Raw genomic sequence first — 19,693 nt, 5'->3', positions numbered from 1 at the left:
GGCAGCATGGCGCGGCCATCCAGCCGACGCCCCGGGCACAACCGGAAGGCGCAATATAGCCTCTTCGCCAGCTATGTCGTGGCGATGACCGGCGCCGCCGTCGGCCTGCTTCTGGTGGTTGTCGCCATTTTCGATCCGACCGGCTTCGCCGCGATCCGCATCGCGACGGCGGAGATCACGCGCCCGGCTTCCCTGACGCTCAAGAATATGGTGAGCGGGGTCGCTTCGGTCGATGAGGTGCTGACCTCCTTCTGGCGCGCCGGGTCGCAGAATGTCGCGCTGCGGCGGCAGGTGGAGAACGACCGCAACCGGATCATCGAGGCGAAGGCGGTGGCGCAGGAAAATCTGCGGCTCAAGAAACTGTTGAAGCTGGTCGAGGATGACGGCAGCGAATTGCTGACGGCGCGGCTGATCGCTTCCTCCTCTTCCAGCACGCGGCGCTATGCCCGGCTGAATGCGGGACGCTGGCAGGGGGTGCGGCCGGGAATGCCGGTGCGCGCGCCCGAAGGGCTGATCGGGCGCATCCATGTCACCACGCCCAATACGGCCGAAGTGCTGCTGCTGACCGACACCAGCAATATCGTGCCGGTGAGGCGGGCCGATGACAGCGTGCCCGCCATTTCCACCGGGCTTGGCGACGGAACTCTGGAAATCCGGGCATTGGCGGCGGGGCGCAATCCGTTCAAGCCGGGCGACCTGCTGGTGACGTCGGGGATCGGCGGGGTCTATCAGCCCAATATTCCAGTCGCGGTGATCGTGCGGATCGAAGGCGAGATCGCCTATGGCGTGCCGCTCGCCAATCCGTCCAGGGTCGACGCCGTGGTGGTGGAGCGTTCATTCGAGGAAACGGTGACGCGGAACGATGCCAATGCGCCGGTCGAGCCGCCCATTCGGCCGGAAGCGGGGGCGAACGCGGCCGCCGTGCCGCCGCCATGATCGACCCGCATCTGCAACATGTGCCGCGCCTGGGCCGTCATCCGTCACGCTTCCGGCTGGCGGGGACGCCGGTGATCACGGTGATGCTGGGGTCGCTGGTGACGGCGCTGCCCGTGATCGCGCAATCGCCGGTCATGCCGCCCTTCGGCCTGCTGCTGCTGCTGTCCTGGCGGCTGCTGCGACCGGATTTATGGCGCACATGGATCGGGGTACCGCTGGGCCTGTTCGACGACATCGCCAGCGGCCAGCCCATCGGGTCGGCCATGTTCCTGTGGACGCTGACCCTGATCGGCATCGATGCCGTGGAACATCGCATGGTCTGGCGTAGTTACCGGCAGGACTGGTTAATCGCGTCGGCGGCGATTATCTTCTGCATCGCCGGGGGCGTCTTCTTTGCGCGGATCACCGGCGGAGGAAATATCAAGCTGTTGCTGGTTGCGCCGCAAATGCTCTGGACCGTGCTGCTCTTTCCCTTCGTCGTTCGGCAATGCGCCCGGATCGATAGCTGGCGCGTAATGGCATGAAGCTGCCCCCGCTCAAGAAAAAGACCGTCACCGAAGCATCCCTGTCCTTCACATTCACGCGCCGGGCGATGGTGGTCGGCGGGCTGCAGGGGGCTGTCGGCGCGCTGCTGGTCGGGCGGATGGGCTGGATCAGCGTGGCGGAGAATGAGAAATATAATCTGCTGTCGGAGAGCAATCGCGTCAATCTGACGCTGATCCCGCCGCGGCGCGGGTGGATCGTCGACCGCAACGGGCGGCCGCTGGCGAACAACCGAACGGACTTTCGCGTCGACCTGATCCCCGAACGGGTGACGGATGTGGAGAACACGATCCGCAGCCTCGCCCATCTGCTGGCGCTGAGCGATGACGAGGTCGACCGCATCAAGGACGAGCTGGAAAAGTCGGCGGGTTTCCGGCCGGTGCAGGTGGCGGAAAAGCTGACTTACGATCAATATGCGGCGGTCAGCGTCCGCCTGCCCGACATGCCGGGGGTCGCGCCCAGCCAGGGCTTTTCGCGCAACTATCCGGCGGGCGCGACGGTCGGGCATCTGCTGGGCTATGTGGGCGCGGCGTCGGCCAAGGAATATGAGGAGCGGAAAGACCCGCTGCTGATCACGCCGGGCTTCAAGGTCGGCAAGGATGGGCTGGAACGGTCGTTCGACAGGGAATTGACCGGCAAGCCTGGCGCGAAGCGGGTGGAGGTGACGGCGCGGGGCAAGATCGTGCGCGAACTCACCACCCGGCCCGACACGCCCGGCAATCCGATCAAGCTGACCATCGATGCGGGCCTGCAGGAATATGCCGGGCGCAGGCTGGCGACGCAGAGCGGGTCTGTGGTGGTGATCGACTGCCATAATGGCGATGTGCTGGCCATGGCGTCCATGCCCAGTTTCGACCCCAACAGCTTTTCCGACGGCATCAGCCATCTGGAATGGGACATGCTGTCGAAGGACGACCATGTACCCCTGCGCAACAAGACGTTGCAGGGCCTCTATCCGCCGGGATCGACGGTGAAGCCGATGGTGGCGCTGGCGCTGCTGGAGGCGGGGATTTCGCCGATGGACACGGTGGGTTGCGCCGGCGCGATGCGGGTCGGCAACACGCTGTTCCACTGCCACAAGCGGCGCGGCCATGGGTCGCTCAACATGCGGGGCGCGATCGCGCAGAGTTGCGACATTTATTTCTACACCATGGCGCAGCGCATCGGCATGGACCGGATCGCCAGCATGGCCCGACGCGTCGGCATGGGACAGAAATTCGAGCTGCCCTTTCCCAGCCAGAGTTTCGGCACGGTGCCAGACCCGGCGTGGAAGCTGAAGAAATACAACCAGAAATGGCAGGTCTACGACACCGTCAACGCGACCATCGGTCAGGGCTATATGCTGATCAACCCGTTGCAGATGGCGGTGATGGCGTCGCGGCTGGCGACGGGGCGGCAATTGATGCCGAACTTCATTTTCGGCGCGCAGCGGCCCGTTCCGGCGCCTGTGGGCGTGAATGAGGAGCATCTGGTGACCATCCGCGACGCGATGAGCGCGGTGGTGAACGGCGGCGGCACCGGCGGCGCTGCGCGCATTCCCCTGCCCGGCGTGATGATGGCGGGAAAGACCGGCACGGCGCAGGTGCGCCGCATCACCATGGCCGAACGCGGCGGCGGCGTGCGCAGCAACGCATCCCTGCCCTTCAAGCTGCGCGACCATGCGCTGTTCCAGGGCTTCGCGCCGTTCGACAATCCGCGCTACGCCATCGCCTGCATCATCGAGCATGGCGGCCACCTCAACCGGATCGAGGACGCGCCGATGATCGCGGCGGACACCATGACCTACCTGTTCGACCAGGCGAAGGCGATGGAAAAGCTGGAGACGATCGAGAAGGATTGGGGCGGGCCGCCTGCCGAGCGGATGGCGCGGCAGATGGCGGCATACAGGCTGGCAAAGGCCATCGAAAAGGGCGAAGCGCCGCCCCCGGAAGCGGCCAATGCGGCGAATGCGGCCGAAGCAGGCAACAGCGCCGCCGCGCCTGCGGCTCCGGCTCCGCCGCCCGCTCCGGCGGAAGCCGACGATGCGCCTCCTCCGGCGGATGCCGCGCCATGAGCATTGTTCCAGAACCCCTGGCCGAATTTCCGTGGCGGGTGATCGGCATATTGCTGGCCATCGCCGGATTCGGAACGCTGGTGCTGTACAGCGCTGCGGGCGGCAGCATCACCCCCTGGGCAATCAACCAGGGCGTGCGCTTCGTCATATTCACCTGCATGGCGCTGGTGCTGAGCCGCATTCCGTTGGAAATGTTCGCCCGTTTCGCCTTTCCCGCCTATGGCGTCGTGCTGGTCGCGCTGTTCCTGGTCGAATTGATCGGCGGCGTCGCGGGGGGCAGCCAGAGGTGGATCAACCTGGGCTTCATGCAGCTTCAGCCTTCCGAATTCATGAAGCCGGTCATCGTGCTGGCGGTGGCGCGCTTCTATGCGCTGCTGCCGGTGGGCGAAATCAGGCGATGGAATGCCATCTGGCCTGCGCTGGTGCTGATCGGCGTACCGTGGGCGCTGGTGCTGGTGCAACCTGATTTGGGCACCGCGACGATGATCGCGGCGGGCGGAGTGACGGTGATGTTCCTGGCGGGATTGCCGCTGCGGCTGTTCGTCGGATCGGGATTGACGCTGGCCGCCATCGTGCCCATCGCCTTCAGCTTCTTGCACGATTATCAGAAGAACCGCGTACTGATCTTCCTCGACCCGGAAAGCGACCCGCTGGGCGCGGGATACCATATCAGCCAGTCGAAGATCGCCATCGGATCGGGCGGCATATTCGGCAAGGGCTTCCTGCAGGGCACGCAGAGCCATCTCGACTATCTGCCAGAGGGGCATACCGACTTCGTCTTCGCCACCATGGCGGAGGAGTGGGGGCTGATGGGCGGAGTGCTGCTGATCGGCGCGTTCATGCTGCTGTTCCGCTGGGGGATCGGCGTGTCGATGCGCGCGCAGGACAAATATGCGCGGCTGGTGGCAGCGGGGCTGACCACGACGATCTTCTTCTATGTCGCGATCAACCTGATGATGGTCATGGGCCTGGCGCCGGTGGTGGGCATTCCCCTGCCCTTCATGTCCTATGGCGGATCGTCGATGCTGACGGTCATGCTGTGCGTCGGCATCATCATGGCCATCGAACGGTCGGGGCGTCGGCGGAGCAGGCCAGGAAGCTGGGGCTGACACCGCCCGGTTCGCAAAAATTAGCGTGGCCGAGCGATTTCCTGTTTGCAAAGTACGAAGCGACTGCTAACAGCCCGCCCACGCCAAGGCGACGGCCCATATGGGACTAGCCGAAAGCGGGTGTGGACGCATAGCTCAGTTGGTAGAGCAGCTGACTCTTAATCAGCGGGTCCTAGGTTCGAGCCCTAGTGCGTCCACCACATTCCTGCGGATCAAGGCATAAGCCGAAAGCAGGCGTGGACGCATAGCTCAGTTGGTAGAGCAGCTGACTCTTAATCAGCGGGTCCTTGGTTCGAGCCCAAGTGCGTCCACCAAATTCTCTAGTGAAATCAATAGTATGCAAGGAAATCGCCGCAAGGTGATTTTCTCTTTTTGCGTTTTGCGCTACAAACTGCGCTACAGATTCCATGTGATGCGCGGCTCCAGGATGTTCAAAAAAGTGCCGGCACAGCTGATGCCCGGGGGCCGCATCCCGTCACGACATGACTGGCACCCGCATGGATGCACCGCGGGTACGGGCGATTCGCGTGTTCAGATAACGCGCGGAGTTCAGCCAGAGGCTGTTCTACACCGTTGGCGATGGGCGAATTGCCCCTGCGGTCCTAGGCGCGTGCCTCACGCGCTTTCAATAATGCGTCGCGATCGGCTTTACGCAGATCGATCCAGTCGTCGATTTCGGACGATATCCAGCGGTTTGTCCCGACGCCCAACTTTATCGGCGCGGGAAACCGCCCTTGCTTGATCAGGCGTGCTACATGCTGCCGGGTGAAAGGAATGCCCTTCGCCTTCAGGTCGGAGAACGCGAGCAGGTCAGGCATGGTAACATCCAATCTGACCGTCTGCTGACTCCAGAGGCGCGATTGGGGAAATGGAGCTACCGGCAGCGATCTCTCCACGGCTTGCGCTTTCTCCCTTCCCCCTCCTCTTCCGATAACTCTGAGATGATCGGACGATGCAGCGACCACAGGGTGCAAAAGGGCGCCACACTCGGCCAGAAGCATTCTGATTGAAATAGTGCATGGATCGCTGACCCGTCGGGCAGCGCGGGGAGACCACAACGCAATGTCAGGTTAGCATTTCACGGAAAGTCCCCAAAGGGGCCAAGATCGCATTTTTGGGCAATCCAGTGCCTACTTGTCGGCTCTCGGTGCTTTATAGCCTTACACGAGGCTAGGACGCCAAGGCTACCGCGCCAATACCACGCCGATCCTGAGGCGTGTCGCATTGCGGTCATAGTCGAACAGATTCTCGCCATAGCCGACGAAGAACTGCCTTCAGAAGGAAGACGAAGCCAAAGACAAATGCGGCTGTCCGCCCGGATTGGCGCGGATGAATGTCAGGCTGGCAATTGGGCATTGTCTTCCTCATGGCGCGCGCGATAGTCCTGCCCGGCAGCGTTCAGGCCCGCGAGCGCGAAACGATGCAAATGGTCCGCCAGCGCCCGGCGATCGATCCGCAATATGTCCCTGCCCGGTGCGGGCAGGTTATCGCCGGCGATCAGCAGCATGGCGCATGGCGCGGCCACGCTGATCAGGCAGCAGAGCAGTTCCGGCGCGCCGATGGGTATCCCGCTCACGTCGCTCAATATCCGCAGCGCGACGCGAAGCTTGGGCGGCGCTTCCTCGTCGCGCAGGACGGCAAAATGCGCGGACGGCGCCGCAAGTTCCCGAACCAGCACGGCAGTACTCCAATGCGAGGGCCCGGCGAGGCGGCCGACGATGGCATCGAGCAGCGTGCCAAGCTTTTCTTCGGGCATCACCTGGCTTGCAGATATCCGCTCGAGTTCCTCAAGCCGTACAAACCGTCGATGCGCCTCGACCAGCACGGCCCGGTAGAGGCCATCGCGATTGCCGAAATGATAGTTGATCGAGGCAAGGTCGACTTCCGCCTTCGCGGCGATCGCCTTGCTCGTGGTAGAGGCCAGCCCCTGCGACGCGAACAATGTGCCAGCGCTTTCCAATATGCGCGCGCGGGTCGCCGCACCGTCCGACCGGGGGCCTCGGAGGGGTTTGCCATTCATGATTTGCTCTTGAACCGGATCAGATTGTAGGACAAGTCGAACATTAAATCCGATTTAGACTAACATTCTTTTCGCCGCAGTCCTCACCGTCCGGAGTCGTCACATGCACAATCGCACCCTTAGTATCCTCGGCATGGCCGGACTGGCGCTGAGTGGGTGTGGCGGGAAAGATGCCGGCAAGACCGAACTTGTCCTTCAGGGCAATGTCGATGTGCGGCAGGTTTCGCTCGCGTTCGAGGACAGCGGCCGCATCGCACAAGTGCGGGCGGAGGAAGGTGACAGCGTGAAGGCGGGAAGCATCCTGGCCACGCTCGATACCGTGTCGCTCAACCTGCAGGCCGAGGAAGCCAAAGCCCAGGGCGAGGTGCAGCGGCAGAATCTGCTGCGCCTGCGCAATGGCTCCCGGCCGGAGGAAATCGCCCAGGCCCAGGCGCGCCTGACGTCGGTGGAAGCCGAGGCGGCGCGCGCGGAAGGTGATCTCGCGCGTCTTCGCGGCATTGCCGCCTCGACCCAGGGGCGCGGGGTCAGCGCGCAGGATGTCGATCATGCCAGCAAGACGGCAGTGGCGGCGCGGGCAAGGGCGCGCGAACAGGCCGAAGCGCTCCGCCTTGCCCGGCGTGGCCCGCGGGCGGAAGATGTCGCGGGTGGTGAAGCCCAGGTGAAGGCGGCGCAGGCGCAGGTCGCGCTGCTCCAGCACCGGATCGACCAGGGCGTGCTGCGCGCGCCGGTCGATGGGGTGGTGCGCTCGCGCCTGCTCGAACCGGGCGACATGGCCTCGCCGCAGAAGGCGGTGTTCGCCATCGCCCTCGCTGATCCCAAATGGGTGCGGGTCTATGTGAACCAGCCCGACCTTGGCCGCATCAAGCCGGGCATGGCGGCGAGCGTGGTCAGCGACAGCATGCCCGATCAACCGGTGCCCGGCAGGATCGGCTATATCTCGTCGGTCGCCGAATTCACGCCCAAGTCGGTCGAAACCGAGGAACTGCGGACCAGCCTCGTCTATGAGGTCCGGGTGCAGGTCGAGGACAAGGCCAACCGCCTGCGGCTTGGGCAGCCGGTGACGGTGCGGATCAATACCGGCAATGGCGGCGCGGCGCGGTGAGCGAGCCCGACATAACGGTCGCGATCGAGGGCTTGCGAAAACGCTTCGATGCGCCCGACGGCAAGCCGTTCGATGCGATCGACGACATCTCGCTGACCGTCCGCGCGGGCGAGCTGACCGCCTTCGTCGGTCCCGACGGCGCGGGCAAGACCACGCTCATGCGAATGATGGCGGGGCTGCTGCGCCCCGACGAGGGCAGCCTCAATGTGCTGGGCATCGACGTGCGCGCCGATCCGCAATCGGTGCAGAACCGCATCAGCTATATGCCTCAGCGCTTCGGCCTCTACGAGGATCTGAGCGTCCAGGAAAATCTCGATCTCTACGCCGACCTCCACGGCGTGCCGCAGGAGGTGCGCCGCGAGCGCTTCGGCCGGATGCTCGAGATGACCGACATGGCGCGCTTCACCGACCGGCCGGCGGGCAAGCTGTCGGGCGGCATGAAGCAGAAGCTGGGGCTAGCCTGCACGCTGGTGCGCTCGCCCGACCTGCTGCTGCTCGACGAGCCGAGCGTCGGGGTCGATCCGCTCTCGCGCCGGGACCTGTGGAAGATCATCGACCAGCTCATCGCCGACGAGCAATTGAGCGTCATCGTCAGCACCGCTTACATGGACGAAGCCGAGCGCTGCGGGCAGATTTTCGTTTTCCATCACGGCAGGATACTGGCCGACGGCCCGCCGGATGCGCTGCGAAAGAGGGCCGAAGGCCTCGGTTATGTGGCCGACGCCTTGCCGGATCGGCCCGCGCGGGTTCTCCAGGCCCGCCTGATCGATGCACCGGACCGGATCATCGATGCGGTTCCCAAGGGCGGCGACGTTCATTTCATTCGCAGGCCGCAATGCGACGAAGCAGCGCTGGCCGACCTGCTGTCCGACACAAGGGTCCAGCCACGCGACGCCGAACTCGAAGACGCCTTCATGCTGCTGTTGCGCGAGCATGAGAACGAGCCGGCACAAGCAGCCGATGATGCGAACACGAACAAGGAAGACGGGGATCGGTACGGTACGGCCGAAACCGCGTCGCCATCTGCCGGGGAACGGGACGGGCCAGTGATCGTCGTGCGGGATCTCGTCCGCAAGTTCGGCGATTTCACTGCCGTTGCCAGCACGTCCTTCGACGTGCAGCGCGGTGAGATCTTCGGGCTGCTCGGCCCCAATGGCGCGGGCAAGACCACCACATTTCGCATGCTGTGCGGCCTGCTCCCGGCGACCAGCGGTCATCTCGAGGTGGCGGGTGTCGATCTGCGCACGGCACGCGCCAAGGCGCGGGCACGGATCGGCTATGTCAGCCAAAAGTTCGCGCTCTACGGCAACCTCTCGGTCAGGGAGAATCTCGAATTCTTCGCCGGCGCTTATGGTCTGCGCGGCGAGCGGAAACGCGAGCGGGTCAAGGCGGTGATCGCGCAGTTCGATCTTGATGCGTCGGCGCAGAGCGGCATCCTGCCGGTCGGTTACAAGCAGCGGCTCGCCATGGCGGCGGGGCTGCTGCACGAGCCCGACATCCTCTTCCTCGACGAGCCGACCAGCGGCATCGACCCGCTCGCGCGCCGCGCCTTCTGGCGCACGATCACCAGCCTGGCGCAGGGCGGCGTCACGATCATCATCACCACCCATTTCATGGAAGAAGCGGAATATTGTGACCGCATCGCCATCCAGGATGCCGGCGAACTGCTCGCGCTCGGAACGCCTGCCGAGGTGCGCGAACAGGCCGGCGACGACGCAAGCGACATGAACGAGGCTTTCATCGCCATCGTCGAACAGAACCGTGCCCGCCAAACCAATGAGAAGGTGGCCGCATGAGCAGCGCCTCAGGCTTCCACAGGCGGCTGATCGCGCTGACCCGCAAGGAAGTGCGCCAGCTCCTGCGCGACAAGAGCAACCTGTTCGTCGGTCTGCTGCTGCCGCTCGCGCTCATCTTGCTGTTCGGCTACGGCCTGTCCTTCGACGTGAAGGATGCGCCGGTCGCGATCGTGCTGGAGGATCGCTCCCCCGCCGCTCAGGAAGCGGTCGCGGGGATCGGCGGCTCACCCTATCTCGTGCCCGTCGCAGCCGCGAGCATGGACGAGGCCGTCAGGCTGATCCGCGCGCATAAGGTCGAGGGCATCGTGCGTGTGCCGGTCGATTTCTCCCAGCGCCGAGCCGCGGGCGATGCGCGGATACAGCTTATCGTCAACGGCGCGGATTCGACGACAGCGTCCGCAATCGAAGGCTATGTGAACGGCGGGATCCAGACAGCCTCTCGCCATATAATGGATCGATCCGGTAGCGGATCGGGAGGCGGTATCACGCTGGTGCAGCGCACCTGGTTCAACGAGGCGGGCGTCAGCACCTGGTATCTGGTGCCCGGCCTCCTCGTGCTGGTGATGACCCTGATCGGCGCGTTCCTCACCTCGCTGCTGATTGCGCGGGAATGGGAGCGCGGCACGTTGGAATCGCTGTTCGTGACCCCGGTTCGCCCGCTGGAGCTCGTGCTCTCCAAGCTTGCGCCCTATGTGGTGATCGGCGCGATCGATATGGGCGTCTGCCTGATATCAGCGCGCTTCCTGTTCGAGGTGCCGATCCGCGGCTCGCTCCTCGTCATCATTGTCGCCTCGCTGCTCTACCTGATCGTCGCGCTGCTGCTCGGCCTGTTCATCTCGGGAACGACCCGTAACCAGTTCGCCGCCAGCCAGATGGCGCTGCTGGCGAGCTTCATGCCGGCGATGATGCTGTCGGGCTTTGTCTTCGACCTGCGCAATGTGCCGCTGGTGATCCAGATCGTCAGCCAGCTTCTGCCCGCAACGCACTTCATGGAGCTGGTGAAATCGCTGTTCCTCGCCGGGACGATCTGGCCAATGGTCCTCAAGAATTGCGCGATTCTCGCCGCCTACGGCGTCCTGCTGGCCTTCGTCACCGGGCGCACCTTGCGCAAGAGGCTGGACTGATGCGCGTTGCTGGACTGACACTCGGCGCCGACTTCATCGCCTGGCTCGCCCAGACCTTCGCGCTCGTCCGCAAGGAGATACTGGCGCTGGTCAAGGATCCCGCCAACCGCACGATCCTGTTCGCCCCGGCCCTCATGCAGGCCCTGCTGTTCGGTTATGGCGCGACCTACGACCTGACCCATGTGCCCTATGCGGTGGTCGACCAGAGCCGTAGCGCCGCCTCCACCGAATTGCTTGCGCGGCTCGACGGCACCGGCGTGTTCCGGCGCGAGGCGGCGCTCGCGTCCAACGCGCAGATCGGCGACCTCATCGACAGCGGCAAGGTGCTGCTCGCGATCAGCATCCCGTCCGACTTCGAGCATCGGTTGACCGTGGGCGATACCGCGCCGATCCAGATCATCCTTGATGGCCGCAACAGTTCGACGGCGGGGGCGGCGGCAGGCCAGATCGGCGCGATCGTTGCCGATTATGGCCGCTCGTTGGGCGGCAGCCCGCCGATCACCGTCGAGCGGCGGGCCTGGTATAATCCGAACCTGGAATCGCGCTGGACGCTGATGCCCGCAATGATCGCGGCGCTGAGCTTTTTGCAGACCCTGCTGCTGTCGGCGCTGTCCGTCGCGCGCGAGCGCGAACAGGGAACGTTCGACCAGCTGCTGGTGACGCCGCTGGGTCTGATGCAGATCCTGATCGGCAAGGCTATTCCCTCGATCCTCGTCGGCCTCATCCAGTCGACCATCATCCTGCTCATCATCCGCTTCTGGTTCGAGATTCCGATGAACGGTTCCTACTGGCTGCTCTATCTGGGGCTCGTCACGTTCACGGCCGCGGGTGTCGGCATCGGCATGTCGATCTCGGCCCTGTCGCTCACCATGCAGCAGGCGATGCTCTATACCTTCCTGCTGGTGATGCCGTTGATGCTGTTGTCGGGCATGCTGACGCCGGTGCGCAACATGCCGCAGATCCTCCAACTCATCACCTACGTCAATCCGCTGCGCTTCGGCATCGATATGGTGCGCCGCATCTATCTTGAGGGCGCGGTCTTCGCCGATGTCGCCCTCGACTTCGTGCCGATGCTGGTGGTGGCAGCCATTACCCTGCCGCTCGCCGCATGGCTCTTCCGCAACCGCCTCGCCTGATGAACTGGACTTTCGCCATGCCCTTCATTCCGCCCGCATCTAGCATCCCGATCCGGCAGGCAATTGCTTCTTCCCTGATGGCACTTGCCCTGGCCGGCTGCACCATGGGACCGAACTTCACGAAGCCGGCGCCCTCCGCGCCCGCCGACTGGACGAGTTGGCGCAGCGGCGACGCCAGCCTGCATGGGGCCATCGGCACGGACGCCACATTGCCTGCCGATTGGTGGCGGGCGTTCAATGATCCCGTGCTGGATGAACTGGTGCGCCGCGGTTTCGCCGCGAGCCCGGACCTCCAGACCGCCGCGCTGCACGTCGCGCAGGCGCGCGTCCAGCGTGGTAGCGCGGCGGTGCAGGGCTTGCCGCAGATCAATGCCAGCGGGCAGGTGTCGCGCCAGCGCCAGAGCGAACATGGCGCCAGTACGCGGCTGCTCAACGTGGTATCGAGCTCCTCGTCAGGTTCTGATCGGGATGCCCTGGTCAAGCTATTGAGCGAGCCGTTCACGCTCTACCAGACCGGGCTCGACGCCTCCTGGGAGCTCGACCTTTGGGGCAAGGTCCGGCGGTCGCTCGAGGCGGCCGATGCGGGCGTCGCGCAGCAGGCCGCGCTGCTCGATCATGCCCGGCTCAGCCTTGCCAGCGACGTCGCGCGCAATTATTTCGATCTGCGCGCGACCCAGCGCAAGATTGCGCTCGCGCGGGAGGACATCACGGCGCTCAAGGAACGCACCGATCTTCTCTCGGCCCGCACCACGGGTGGGATTAACAATCACTTCGATCTCGAACGCCAGCGTAGCGAATTGCAGGGGATCGAGGCGCAACTGCCCGCGCTGCTCGCCCAGGAAGCCGCGCAGGCCAACCAGATCGCCCTGCTGCTGGGGGAACGGCCCGGCGCCCTAGGCGATCTGCTGAAGCCGGTGGCCGATGCCGGCAAGCCCGCGCTGCCCGATCTGGCGCTCGGCCTTCCCTCCGAGATCGCGTTGTGCCGGCCTGATATCCGCGCGGCAGAAGCCCGGTTGCACAGCGTCACTGCCAATATCGGTGTCGCCAAAGCGGACATGTATCCGAGCATCCGCCTCGGCGGTGGGTTCAACCTCGAATCCTATCGAGCCGAGAACCTGTTCGACTGGGCGAGCCGCGCCTGGTCGATCGGGCCGAGCGTCAGCCTGCCGCTGTTCGATGGCGGGCGGCGCAAGCGCGTCGTCCAGCTTCGCGAGCTGGAGCAGAAGGAAGCGGCGGTCTCCTACCAGCAGACCGTGCTTCAGGCCTGGCAAGAGATCGACGATGCGCTCAATGGCTATACCGCCGAGCAGCAGCAGAACGCGATGCTGGCCGCGCGGCTCGACAGCGCGCGGGCCGCGTTCGATCTGGCATCCGCGCGCTATCGGGGCGGGGTCATCACCTGGCTGGACGTCATCGACAGCCAGCGGACGATGCTGCAGGCGTCGCGCGATCTGGCGGACAGCAATGGGCGCCTCGCAACCCGCTATGCCGCGCTCAACAAGGCGATCGGGAACGCATCGGAATCGACGGCAGCTAAAGCGAATTGAGTGCGGCGCCAGAAGCGGCGATGAGCAAAGCCACCGATGTTCATCAACGTAAGGTGTTGTCAGGATGTTTGCCGGGCGCGCGCCGCGATGCGCTTGCGGGCCACGCCGATATGCGCAACCGGTGCCGCCTTAATGCCACGTTCTTCATTGGATCGATGATCGACGCGGACATCATATCCCAGCGCCGCGAACTTATCGTTCAGGACCCTCGCCCAAGCGGCACGGATGTCGAGCAGCTTCCCGCGACTGTTCCATTCGCGCGGTTTCTGGCCAAACAGCCCGTCAACGATCGGACGGGTCGGTATCAGCAGATAGCCATGGTGGCGCTTGCCCCTGGGCGTGTCGCCCATCTCGATCAGCGTCAGGTCGGCGGCAAAACCCGCGACGCAAAATATCTCGCTGGCGAAACGCCGCAGGACCGCGATCGACGCCGGCAGGTCCAGTTCATCGGGCAGCGCGACGTCGAACTGCCTGGCGAGCTGCGCGTCCTTGCGGATTTCGGCTGCTGCCAATGCGTTCCAGAAACACTCGCGATCCTCCCACTGCGCGGGGGCCCCGGACGGCAGTATCAGCGCCGACCAGGCGACCGCCCGCTTGTTCGCGAAATTGGAAAACCGGCCGTAGCGCTCATCGTACAGCCGGCAGCTGTTTTGCCAGGCCGCGGCCGCGACGATGCTGCGTCCAGCGCCGCGGCTGATGATATTCACATGGAAATGAAAGATCGCCATCTTTTCCTCCTGTCCCAGCGTCACGCCCGAACCGGACCGTCAATTTTCATGACCGGTCCTTCCCGTCGTTCCGCGACCATTCCGGCAAGAGGTCCTGTTTCAACCCGGTGATCACCGCGTCCGAGATCGCCTCGATGCACTTGCGCTCGATGTAGGCGAGGTCGCCGTGGATCAGTTGCCGCGGGAACCGCATGCGTTGGCCCGCATAGAGGACAGGCAGCGCGATATGCGCGGTCGATGCACCGAGCCGGAGCAGTGCGATCAGATGATCCTCCAGCCTTATCCCCGGATCGCCGGACTCGATCGCGCGATACCAGCGCAGGCTTCCGCCCATTTCGGTGGCGACCTCCAGCTGCGTCAAACCGAGCGCCTTTCGCGCCTGCCTGATCTTCTCGCCGGAGAGCTTCTTGAGTTCCTTGAAGATCGACAGGTCGACGTCGGCGAATTTTCCATCGGATGCCATATGTCCTTCCTCCCCGGTTCGGCCCGTCGGGCTCTGTGGGTTATCCGGCGAAGGTAGAATCGCGAAGCGGTCGGCATCAAGAATAGATGCCGATGATTTTAGAGGAATATTTCTGCTCATTTGCAACGGATGCGCGAGCATATTTATTTTCTGACGCGCAATGGGCAGATAATTTCCCGTTTCCTCCACATCGGATCATTCAGGAACTTCATTGTCGAACCGGCACCGGATCAGGCCATGTGATCCCGAAAGCGAGTTTATAAGGCTAAGTTCGCATATTTACGGCTAATATCGCCATTTCAGGCACTACGCTGCCGGGTCCTGTTGCAATCCTCTTCGTTTCAAATCACTCAGATCGTGTTCCGAGGGTTCAAGTCGAATCGGACCTGATACTTCGGACCATTAAGTATTCATCAACCATGGCGCGGGGCGCCAGCATGGAGTCGTGCATGATGCCGATTGCCAAAGCGATGACGGCTGCCCTGGGCGCACTGATCGTCACGACGACGGCCTGTGCCGGACCCGGCGGACATGGCCGACAGACAGTTGTCGCGCCGGTGGCCGAGCAGCCGCGCATCGTGGTGGCGACGGTCGATGGGTTCGTTCTGCGCGCCGCCGCGACGAACCGGACGGAGCCGATGCCCGCAACCGTCACCGCCGATCACATCCCGGTGGGAACGGGCACGCATATCGATGCGCGCCTGCTCTCCCGCCCCGCCAGCACTCTTCAGGAGACTTCGCATGCGCATCCGTAAGTTGGGGGCCACAACCCTCGCTCTCCCCCTGTTGGTTGCCGCTCAAGGCGCGGCGTTCGCGCAAGCCGCCGATCCGCTTACCGCCGCCGCGCGCGACGCGGAAAGCGAATTGCGGCAGACATTCGTCAATCTGCAATTCGAGGATTTCGGGCCGGCGCCCGTCAAGGGCCCGATCTATCAGGCGACGGCAGGCGGCCGCATCATCTATTATGCGCCTGACAGCGAACATCTGCTGTTCGCGGAAATCTACGACCGCAACGGCCAGAACCTCACCGCGCTGGCGCAGAACACCGCTTCAGCGAAGAAACTCGCCGGGATCGACACCGGCATGGCTCTCGCCATCGGTCCGGCGGGCGCGCCCACGGTTGTCGAATTCACCGATCCCGATTGTCCCTATTGCCGCGCGCTCGAGCGCTTCTGGGCGGCGAAGGCCGCCGAAGGCAAGCCGGTACGGCGCCTGATCTTCTTCGTCTCCGGCATCCACGCCGAGGCCGCCGCCAAGGCCGAGCATGTCCTTTGCTCCCCGGACAAGGAAGCGGCGTTCAAGGCGATCTACGCCGGAGCCGCGCCCACGCCTTTGCGCACATGCGCGGAAGGTAAGGCCAGGGTCGAGGCGCATGCAGGAATCGTCGGCAAGACCGGCATCACCGGCACGCCAACCCTGATCGCGGACGGACAGATGATTTCCGGTTTCCGGCAGGCCGAGATCGAGGCGTTCCTCGACGGTAAGAAGGCGCTCGCCAATGCCGGCCGCTGATCGCCTTCCGGCTCCTCACATCGCGAACGCGCGGTGCATCGGCCCTGCCGCTGCCGCGCAAATCCCAATGCCGGCGGCGGGACCCGAACCGGGCCGTCCAGCCTCGCCGTCGGCCGACAGCGATCCTCATCGATGCCGGCAAGCAGTCCCCGGAGCGGCCCATCTTCCCTGGAGCAAGTGCATGTTGAAAACACTCGGCAGACAATCCGCCTCAATCGCCAATGTCGGCATTCCCGTAACCCTGCTCGCGCTGCTCGGGGCCGGTGGGGCTCACGCCTTCTCGGCGCCGGCGGCCGGCGACCTCGGCTACGACATCTACGATATCGTGGTCAATCAAGGGGTCAAAGGCCCGCTCGGCTTCGTCGGCGGCGTCGCGGCCTTCCTGTTCGGCGTGAGCAGGCTCTTCTCGAACATCATGATCGGCATCCCGACCATCGTGGCGGCCGTCTGCCTGATCAAGGCGGACTCGATCCTCCAGACATTCGGAATGGTCATCTGACGGATTGGTCCGCCGCCGCGCCTGGGCGCGGTCGGCGGACCTCAACGGGCCAGGGCGCATGAGGCGCACTGGCGGGACAACCCCCGAAGTTCAACCAGCTTCGCAGGGAGGTCACGACGCAAGGAGGAGAAGGCTCGTGGACGAGCGGCTACCCCAATATCTGCACAAACCTGTCCAGATCCTGTGGTTTGGATCGGACGAGTTCGTGCTCGTGATCACGGTGATCTTCGTCGCCGTGATCGTGGGCGGGATGCTCGGTTGGGCGCTCGTCGCGGGTCTTCTCCTTTTCGTTCCCTGGCTCCGCACCAAGCCGCGCGGCTTCATCCCGCACATGGCCTGGCGCTGGGGGCTTGTCCGCTGGTCCAACTATCCGGGTCCGACCCAGACCCGGTTCTACGAGTGAGGCGGGCCATGTTCGGACGCAAATCCCCCGACACACCCCCACGCGATCCGCTGATCGGCAAGCCCGGCAGCTATGGCATCCACCGCTACCTGCAGGGAGCGAGCAACCTGTTTGAGGAGAACCGACTGCTGAAGCTCGCCGTCATCGGCCTGTTCGGTATCACGGCGGTGCTGGGCATGGTGATCTACACCTCCAACCAGAACACCCGGACGGTCATCGTCCCCTTCGGCGCGGGCGGCGACCTCTATGTCACGGGCGGCGAGCCGTCCGAGGCCTATCTGCGCTCGATGACTCGCAATGTCGTGTCGCTTTCGGGAACCTATTCAGCCTACTCGGCCGACCGGCAGTTCCAGGAACTGCTGAGCATCACGCATCCGTCCACCTACAACAGCCTGCGCGACAGCCTCAACCGGCTGCTCGACGAACTGGCCAACAACCCCACGCTCTCGATCGCGACCTACATCCGTCCCGATCAGCCCGTGACCTGGACCCGGACCGAGATACTCGTGCCGGTCGAGAAGGTCCGGGTGATCGGCGGCGTGATCCGCAAATTCCGGGGCAATCTGCGGATTCGCTACGTGATCGACAATGGCCGTTTCTGGCTGACCGCCCTTACCGAGGAAAATTTCGATGCGAACCCCCGTTAAGCGGGCGTTGGCGCTCGCCCTCCTGGCCACGCCATTGCCCTCAATGGCGCAGACCGTCACCGCGCTGCCCGATCAAACCAGCACCATTCGCCTGTCCAATCGCGACATCAACCATGTCGTCTGCGCGGGCGGCGAAATCGAGGACGTCAGGTTTTCGGCCGAAAAGGCGATCGCCGTCGAGCGTGCCGGATCGGACGCCTGGATCAAGTTCCTCGTTCGCGAGATCGACGATGCCGGGATGGTGACGCGCAGCTTCGTCACCGTACCGTCCGAATTCTTCATCACCTGCAACGGCGCGGTCTATGCGCTCTATGCCGAGCCGTCGGACATTCCGGCGCAGACGGTGTTGCTCCAGCCCGGTGCTCCCCAGCGCGCCCGCGCCAATGAGGAACTGCTAGGGCCCCTGGTCGAAGAAGAACGGGCGGTCTCGATCACGCTCTCGATGCTCCAGGACCGGATCCCGGCGAGCTTCACCAGCGTCGCGCCGCGATCAGGTCCGATCCGGCTCCGGGCGCTGCCGGGCGCCACGCTGGAGGAACGACGCCGGATCGAGATCGACGGGTCCGGCCTCTCGGCATCGGAATATCTGGTCTCTGCCGCTGGCGGCGCGCAGCTCGACGAACGCGGTTTTCTCGACGGCGCGCTCGGCGCCAACATCTTCGCGATCACGCTCGACCGGGGCAATATCGAGGCCGGGGAAGCCGCGCGGCTGATCGTCGTTCGCCGGGGAGCCGGGCAATGAGCGGCGGGGACTCTCGCGGCGGTCGCGGGCCCCGCGGGCGCGGTCCTGACGATCGCGCGGAGGAACTCGACCTCGACGGCTATGAGGCGGACCGCCCTCGTTCTGGCGAGAATACGCGCGGCCCCGCGCTGCTCGATCTCAAGACGCGGTGGCAAACGCTGACCGCACGCCAGCAGCTGCGCTTAAGGCAGCTTGGCGTCGCCGGCGCGATCGGCGTGCTGGGGCTCGGCCTCTATACGGCGAGCGGCAACAAGACCGAGCAGGCCGCGCCATCGCCCAGCTCGAAGCTCGACATGGGCGCGGGGCTTCGCGGCGACAGCCTCGAGGTCAAGCTGCGCGGCGACCTCCAGAAGATCCTCGACGGACAGCAATTGCTCGGCGATCGCGTCACCGCCATCGAGGAAGGCAAGGTCGTGCCCGGCGCCGGCACGCCGCCCCATGCGCTCGACGGCGATCTGCCTCCGGCAATACCCGGCTCGGTTCCCGATTTTCCCGAACCGCCCGCGACCGGTGACATCGATCCGTCCGTCGCGAAGCCGCCCTCACCGCCTGCCGCGCCGCCCGCGCCTCCGGCCCCGCCGGTCGAGAAGACCGTGGGCGCGATCGGCGCCGCGACCAGCCCGGTCGCGGCCGCCGATGGGGCACAGGCCGCTAAAAAAAAGACGCGGACCATCTATTTGCCACCTGGTTTCATGAAGGCGCGGCTCCTCACCGGGATCGATGCGCTGGCGAGCCGGGATGCGACCAACAATCCCGAACCATTGATCGCGCGGGTGCAAGCCCCCGCCGTCCTGCCCAATGACGTCAAAGCCAACCTCGCCGGCTGCTTCGTCATCGGCAACGCCACCGGGTCGCTCGCGAAGGAACGGGTCGAGGTCCAGTTGGTCAGCCTCTCCTGCGTCGATTTCGACGAACGCTCGGTCGTCGACCAGCCCATCAAGGGCTTCTTCGTCGACGCCGACGGCAAGAAGGGCCTCTCCGGCAAGGTCGTCACCCGCGCCGGGGCTGCGCTCGCCCGCGCGTTCATCGCCGGCACCATCACCGGGGTCGCCGATACGGTCCAGAACACCGTCGGTGACGTCTCGACCTCGGCGCTGGGTTCGGTGCGCACGCTCGATGCGGGCGACGCCGCACAGGCCGGCATCGCCGGCGGCCTGTCGCGATCGTCCGAGAAGCTCACGGATTTCTATCTCGATCTCGCGCGTCAGGCGGGGCCGATCGTCGAGGTCGGCGCGGCGAAGGACGTCGTGGTCGTGATTCAGGAGGGCGTCACCCTCGAAATCAAGCCGACCGCCGGGAGCAAATTCTGATGCGCCGGCTCCTCATCCAACAG

General features: G+C 64.7%; 20 protein-coding genes, 2 tRNA genes and 1 pseudogene. 18 read left to right on the top strand and 5 right to left on the bottom strand.

What is annotated here, in order from left to right:
- The first annotated feature begins 6 nt into the window (after positions 1-6).
- The 6 genes from mreC (at position 7) to NUH86_RS05230 (ending at position 4,955) form a co-directional block, all read left to right on the top strand.
- The gene (mreC, locus tag NUH86_RS05255; RefSeq protein WP_267251446.1) at positions 7-936 is read left to right on the top strand and encodes a rod shape-determining protein MreC; all 930 of its coding nucleotides are present in this window, start codon (positions 7-9) and stop codon (positions 934-936) included.
- Positions 933-1,460 carry a rod shape-determining protein MreD gene (gene mreD / locus NUH86_RS05250; protein WP_267251445.1) on the top strand — a complete coding sequence of 176 codons (528 nt, stop codon included), beginning with the start codon at positions 933-935 and terminating at the stop codon, positions 1,458-1,460. Before mreC ends, mreD begins: the two co-directional genes overlap by 4 nt.
- Complete coding sequence (gene mrdA / locus NUH86_RS05245) at positions 1,457-3,532, top strand: penicillin-binding protein 2 (protein WP_267251444.1); 2,076 nt, start codon at positions 1,457-1,459, stop codon at positions 3,530-3,532. Before mreD ends, mrdA begins: the two co-directional genes overlap by 4 nt.
- On the top strand, positions 3,529-4,641 hold the full coding sequence (rodA, locus tag NUH86_RS05240) for a rod shape-determining protein RodA (RefSeq protein ID WP_267251443.1): 1,113 nt from the start codon (positions 3,529-3,531) through the stop codon (positions 4,639-4,641). The genes mrdA and rodA overlap by 4 nt, the downstream gene beginning before the upstream one ends.
- A 124-nt stretch (positions 4,642-4,765) precedes the next feature.
- A tRNA-Lys gene (locus tag NUH86_RS05235) sits at positions 4,766-4,841 on the top strand.
- A 38-nt stretch (positions 4,842-4,879) separates the two neighbouring features.
- A tRNA-Lys gene (locus NUH86_RS05230) sits at positions 4,880-4,955 on the top strand.
- 288 nt (positions 4,956-5,243) lie between these two features.
- Here the strand turns inward: NUH86_RS05230 and NUH86_RS05225 are convergent.
- The 3 genes and pseudogenes from NUH86_RS05225 to NUH86_RS05215 all read right to left on the bottom strand — a co-directional run bounded on the left by NUH86_RS05225 (position 5,244) and on the right by NUH86_RS05215 (position 6,661).
- The gene (locus NUH86_RS05225; RefSeq protein ID WP_013846807.1) at positions 5,244-5,459 is read right to left on the bottom strand and encodes a helix-turn-helix transcriptional regulator; all 216 of its coding nucleotides are present in this window, start codon (positions 5,457-5,459) and stop codon (positions 5,244-5,246) included.
- A 366-nt stretch (positions 5,460-5,825) separates the two neighbouring features.
- A pseudogene (locus NUH86_RS05220) lies at positions 5,826-5,900 on the bottom strand (phospholipase); the annotation flags it as partial.
- Between the two features lie 77 nt (positions 5,901-5,977).
- Positions 5,978-6,661, bottom strand: coding sequence for a TetR/AcrR family transcriptional regulator (locus NUH86_RS05215; RefSeq protein WP_013846808.1), 684 nt, complete (start codon positions 6,659-6,661; stop codon positions 5,978-5,980).
- A 103-nt stretch (positions 6,662-6,764) separates the two neighbouring features.
- Between NUH86_RS05215 and NUH86_RS05210 the strand changes: the two genes are divergently transcribed.
- The 5 genes from NUH86_RS05210 (at position 6,765) to NUH86_RS05190 (ending at position 13,366) form a co-directional block, all read left to right on the top strand.
- The gene (locus tag NUH86_RS05210) at positions 6,765-7,763 is read left to right on the top strand and encodes an HlyD family efflux transporter periplasmic adaptor subunit (RefSeq protein ID WP_013846809.1); all 999 of its coding nucleotides are present in this window, start codon (positions 6,765-6,767) and stop codon (positions 7,761-7,763) included.
- Positions 7,760-9,559 (top strand): ATP-binding cassette domain-containing protein, encoded by a 1,800-nt coding sequence (locus NUH86_RS05205; protein ID WP_013846810.1) that lies wholly within the window; start codon positions 7,760-7,762, stop codon positions 9,557-9,559. Before NUH86_RS05210 ends, NUH86_RS05205 begins: the two co-directional genes overlap by 4 nt.
- Entirely contained in the window at positions 9,556-10,683 is a 1,128-nt protein-coding gene (locus tag NUH86_RS05200; RefSeq protein WP_013846811.1) for an ABC transporter permease, read from the top strand. Before NUH86_RS05205 ends, NUH86_RS05200 begins: the two co-directional genes overlap by 4 nt.
- Complete coding sequence (locus NUH86_RS05195) at positions 10,683-11,819, top strand: ABC transporter permease (protein ID WP_013846812.1); 1,137 nt, start codon at positions 10,683-10,685, stop codon at positions 11,817-11,819. Before NUH86_RS05200 ends, NUH86_RS05195 begins: the two co-directional genes overlap by 1 nt.
- A gap of 77 nt (positions 11,820-11,896) precedes the next feature.
- A complete protein-coding gene (locus NUH86_RS05190; protein WP_232037391.1) occupies positions 11,897-13,366 on the top strand; it encodes an efflux transporter outer membrane subunit in 1,470 nt (489 codons plus the stop codon).
- Between the two features lie 59 nt (positions 13,367-13,425).
- On the opposite strand, the gene NUH86_RS05185 is transcribed toward NUH86_RS05190, so the two are convergent.
- Together NUH86_RS05185 and NUH86_RS05180 are read right to left on the bottom strand one after the other, a co-directional pair.
- Positions 13,426-14,094 (bottom strand): MobA/MobL family protein, encoded by a 669-nt coding sequence (locus NUH86_RS05185; protein ID WP_013846814.1) that lies wholly within the window; start codon positions 14,092-14,094, stop codon positions 13,426-13,428.
- Positions 14,095-14,140: 46 nt separating this feature from the next.
- Positions 14,141-14,698, bottom strand: a complete 558-nt coding sequence (locus NUH86_RS05180) for a helix-turn-helix domain-containing protein (RefSeq protein WP_232037390.1) — start codon at positions 14,696-14,698, stop codon at positions 14,141-14,143.
- A gap of 308 nt (positions 14,699-15,006) precedes the next feature.
- Here NUH86_RS05180 and NUH86_RS05175 point away from each other — a divergent pair, with 308 nt between their 5' ends.
- The 7 genes from NUH86_RS05175 to NUH86_RS05145 all read left to right on the top strand — a co-directional run bounded on the left by NUH86_RS05175 (position 15,007) and on the right by NUH86_RS05145 (position 19,670).
- Positions 15,007-15,312: a hypothetical protein gene (locus tag NUH86_RS05175; RefSeq protein ID WP_013846816.1), complete on the top strand. Its 306-nt coding sequence runs from the start codon at positions 15,007-15,009 to the stop codon at positions 15,310-15,312.
- Positions 15,299-16,069 carry a DsbC family protein gene (locus NUH86_RS05170; RefSeq protein WP_013846817.1) on the top strand — a complete coding sequence of 257 codons (771 nt, stop codon included), beginning with the start codon at positions 15,299-15,301 and terminating at the stop codon, positions 16,067-16,069. Before NUH86_RS05175 ends, NUH86_RS05170 begins: the two co-directional genes overlap by 14 nt.
- Positions 16,070-16,250: 181 nt before the next feature.
- Complete coding sequence (locus tag NUH86_RS05165) at positions 16,251-16,568, top strand: hypothetical protein (protein WP_013846818.1); 318 nt, start codon at positions 16,251-16,253, stop codon at positions 16,566-16,568.
- A 136-nt stretch (positions 16,569-16,704) separates the two neighbouring features.
- The gene (locus NUH86_RS05160; RefSeq protein WP_013846819.1) at positions 16,705-16,971 is read left to right on the top strand and encodes a type IV conjugative transfer system protein TraL; all 267 of its coding nucleotides are present in this window, start codon (positions 16,705-16,707) and stop codon (positions 16,969-16,971) included.
- Positions 16,972-16,979: 8 nt separating this feature from the next.
- Positions 16,980-17,618, top strand: coding sequence for a TraE/TraK family type IV conjugative transfer system protein (locus NUH86_RS05155; protein ID WP_013846820.1), 639 nt, complete (start codon positions 16,980-16,982; stop codon positions 17,616-17,618).
- Positions 17,602-18,360, top strand: a complete 759-nt coding sequence (locus NUH86_RS05150) for a type-F conjugative transfer system secretin TraK (RefSeq protein WP_013846821.1) — start codon at positions 17,602-17,604, stop codon at positions 18,358-18,360. Before NUH86_RS05155 ends, NUH86_RS05150 begins: the two co-directional genes overlap by 17 nt.
- Complete coding sequence (locus tag NUH86_RS05145) at positions 18,357-19,670, top strand: TraB/VirB10 family protein (protein WP_013846822.1); 1,314 nt, start codon at positions 18,357-18,359, stop codon at positions 19,668-19,670. The genes NUH86_RS05150 and NUH86_RS05145 overlap by 4 nt, the downstream gene beginning before the upstream one ends.
- Positions 19,671-19,693 lie beyond the last annotated feature (23 nt).

The sequence above is a fragment of the Sphingobium sp. JS3065 genome, assembly GCF_026427355.1.
In the GTDB taxonomy this organism is placed as follows: Bacteria; Pseudomonadota; Alphaproteobacteria; order Sphingomonadales; family Sphingomonadaceae; genus Sphingobium.
Note: the sequence above shows the minus strand (reverse complement) of the source record. Positions and strands in the feature narration are given on the sequence as shown.

Excerpts from the sequence above, each read along its gene's own strand:
- mrdA (WP_267251444.1), top strand. The coding sequence starts at position 1,457 with ATGAAGCTGCCCCCGCTCAAGAAAAAGACCGTCACCGAAGCATCCCTG.
- NUH86_RS05150 (WP_013846821.1), top strand. The coding sequence starts at position 17,602 with ATGCGAACCCCCGTTAAGCGGGCGTTGGCGCTCGCCCTCCTGGCCACG.
- NUH86_RS05185 (WP_013846814.1), bottom strand. The coding sequence starts at position 14,094 with ATGGCGATCTTTCATTTCCATGTGAATATCATCAGCCGCGGCGCTGGA.
- mreD (WP_267251445.1), top strand. The coding sequence starts at position 933 with ATGATCGACCCGCATCTGCAACATGTGCCGCGCCTGGGCCGTCATCCG.
- NUH86_RS05225 (WP_013846807.1), bottom strand. The coding sequence starts at position 5,459 with ATGCCTGACCTGCTCGCGTTCTCCGACCTGAAGGCGAAGGGCATTCCT.
- NUH86_RS05195 (WP_013846812.1), top strand. The coding sequence starts at position 10,683 with ATGCGCGTTGCTGGACTGACACTCGGCGCCGACTTCATCGCCTGGCTC.
- NUH86_RS05180 (WP_232037390.1), bottom strand. The coding sequence starts at position 14,698 with ATGCTCGCGCATCCGTTGCAAATGAGCAGAAATATTCCTCTAAAATCA.
- rodA (WP_267251443.1), top strand. The coding sequence starts at position 3,529 with ATGAGCATTGTTCCAGAACCCCTGGCCGAATTTCCGTGGCGGGTGATC.
- NUH86_RS05215 (WP_013846808.1), bottom strand. The coding sequence starts at position 6,661 with ATGAATGGCAAACCCCTCCGAGGCCCCCGGTCGGACGGTGCGGCGACC.
- NUH86_RS05175 (WP_013846816.1), top strand. The coding sequence starts at position 15,007 with ATGATGCCGATTGCCAAAGCGATGACGGCTGCCCTGGGCGCACTGATC.
- NUH86_RS05170 (WP_013846817.1), top strand. The coding sequence starts at position 15,299 with ATGCGCATCCGTAAGTTGGGGGCCACAACCCTCGCTCTCCCCCTGTTG.
- NUH86_RS05165 (WP_013846818.1), top strand. The coding sequence starts at position 16,251 with ATGTTGAAAACACTCGGCAGACAATCCGCCTCAATCGCCAATGTCGGC.
- NUH86_RS05200 (WP_013846811.1), top strand. The coding sequence starts at position 9,556 with ATGAGCAGCGCCTCAGGCTTCCACAGGCGGCTGATCGCGCTGACCCGC.
- NUH86_RS05210 (WP_013846809.1), top strand. The coding sequence starts at position 6,765 with ATGCACAATCGCACCCTTAGTATCCTCGGCATGGCCGGACTGGCGCTG.
- NUH86_RS05155 (WP_013846820.1), top strand. The coding sequence starts at position 16,980 with ATGTTCGGACGCAAATCCCCCGACACACCCCCACGCGATCCGCTGATC.
- NUH86_RS05190 (WP_232037391.1), top strand. The coding sequence starts at position 11,897 with ATGGCACTTGCCCTGGCCGGCTGCACCATGGGACCGAACTTCACGAAG.
- mreC (WP_267251446.1), top strand. The coding sequence starts at position 7 with ATGGCGCGGCCATCCAGCCGACGCCCCGGGCACAACCGGAAGGCGCAA.
- NUH86_RS05145 (WP_013846822.1), top strand. The coding sequence starts at position 18,357 with ATGAGCGGCGGGGACTCTCGCGGCGGTCGCGGGCCCCGCGGGCGCGGT.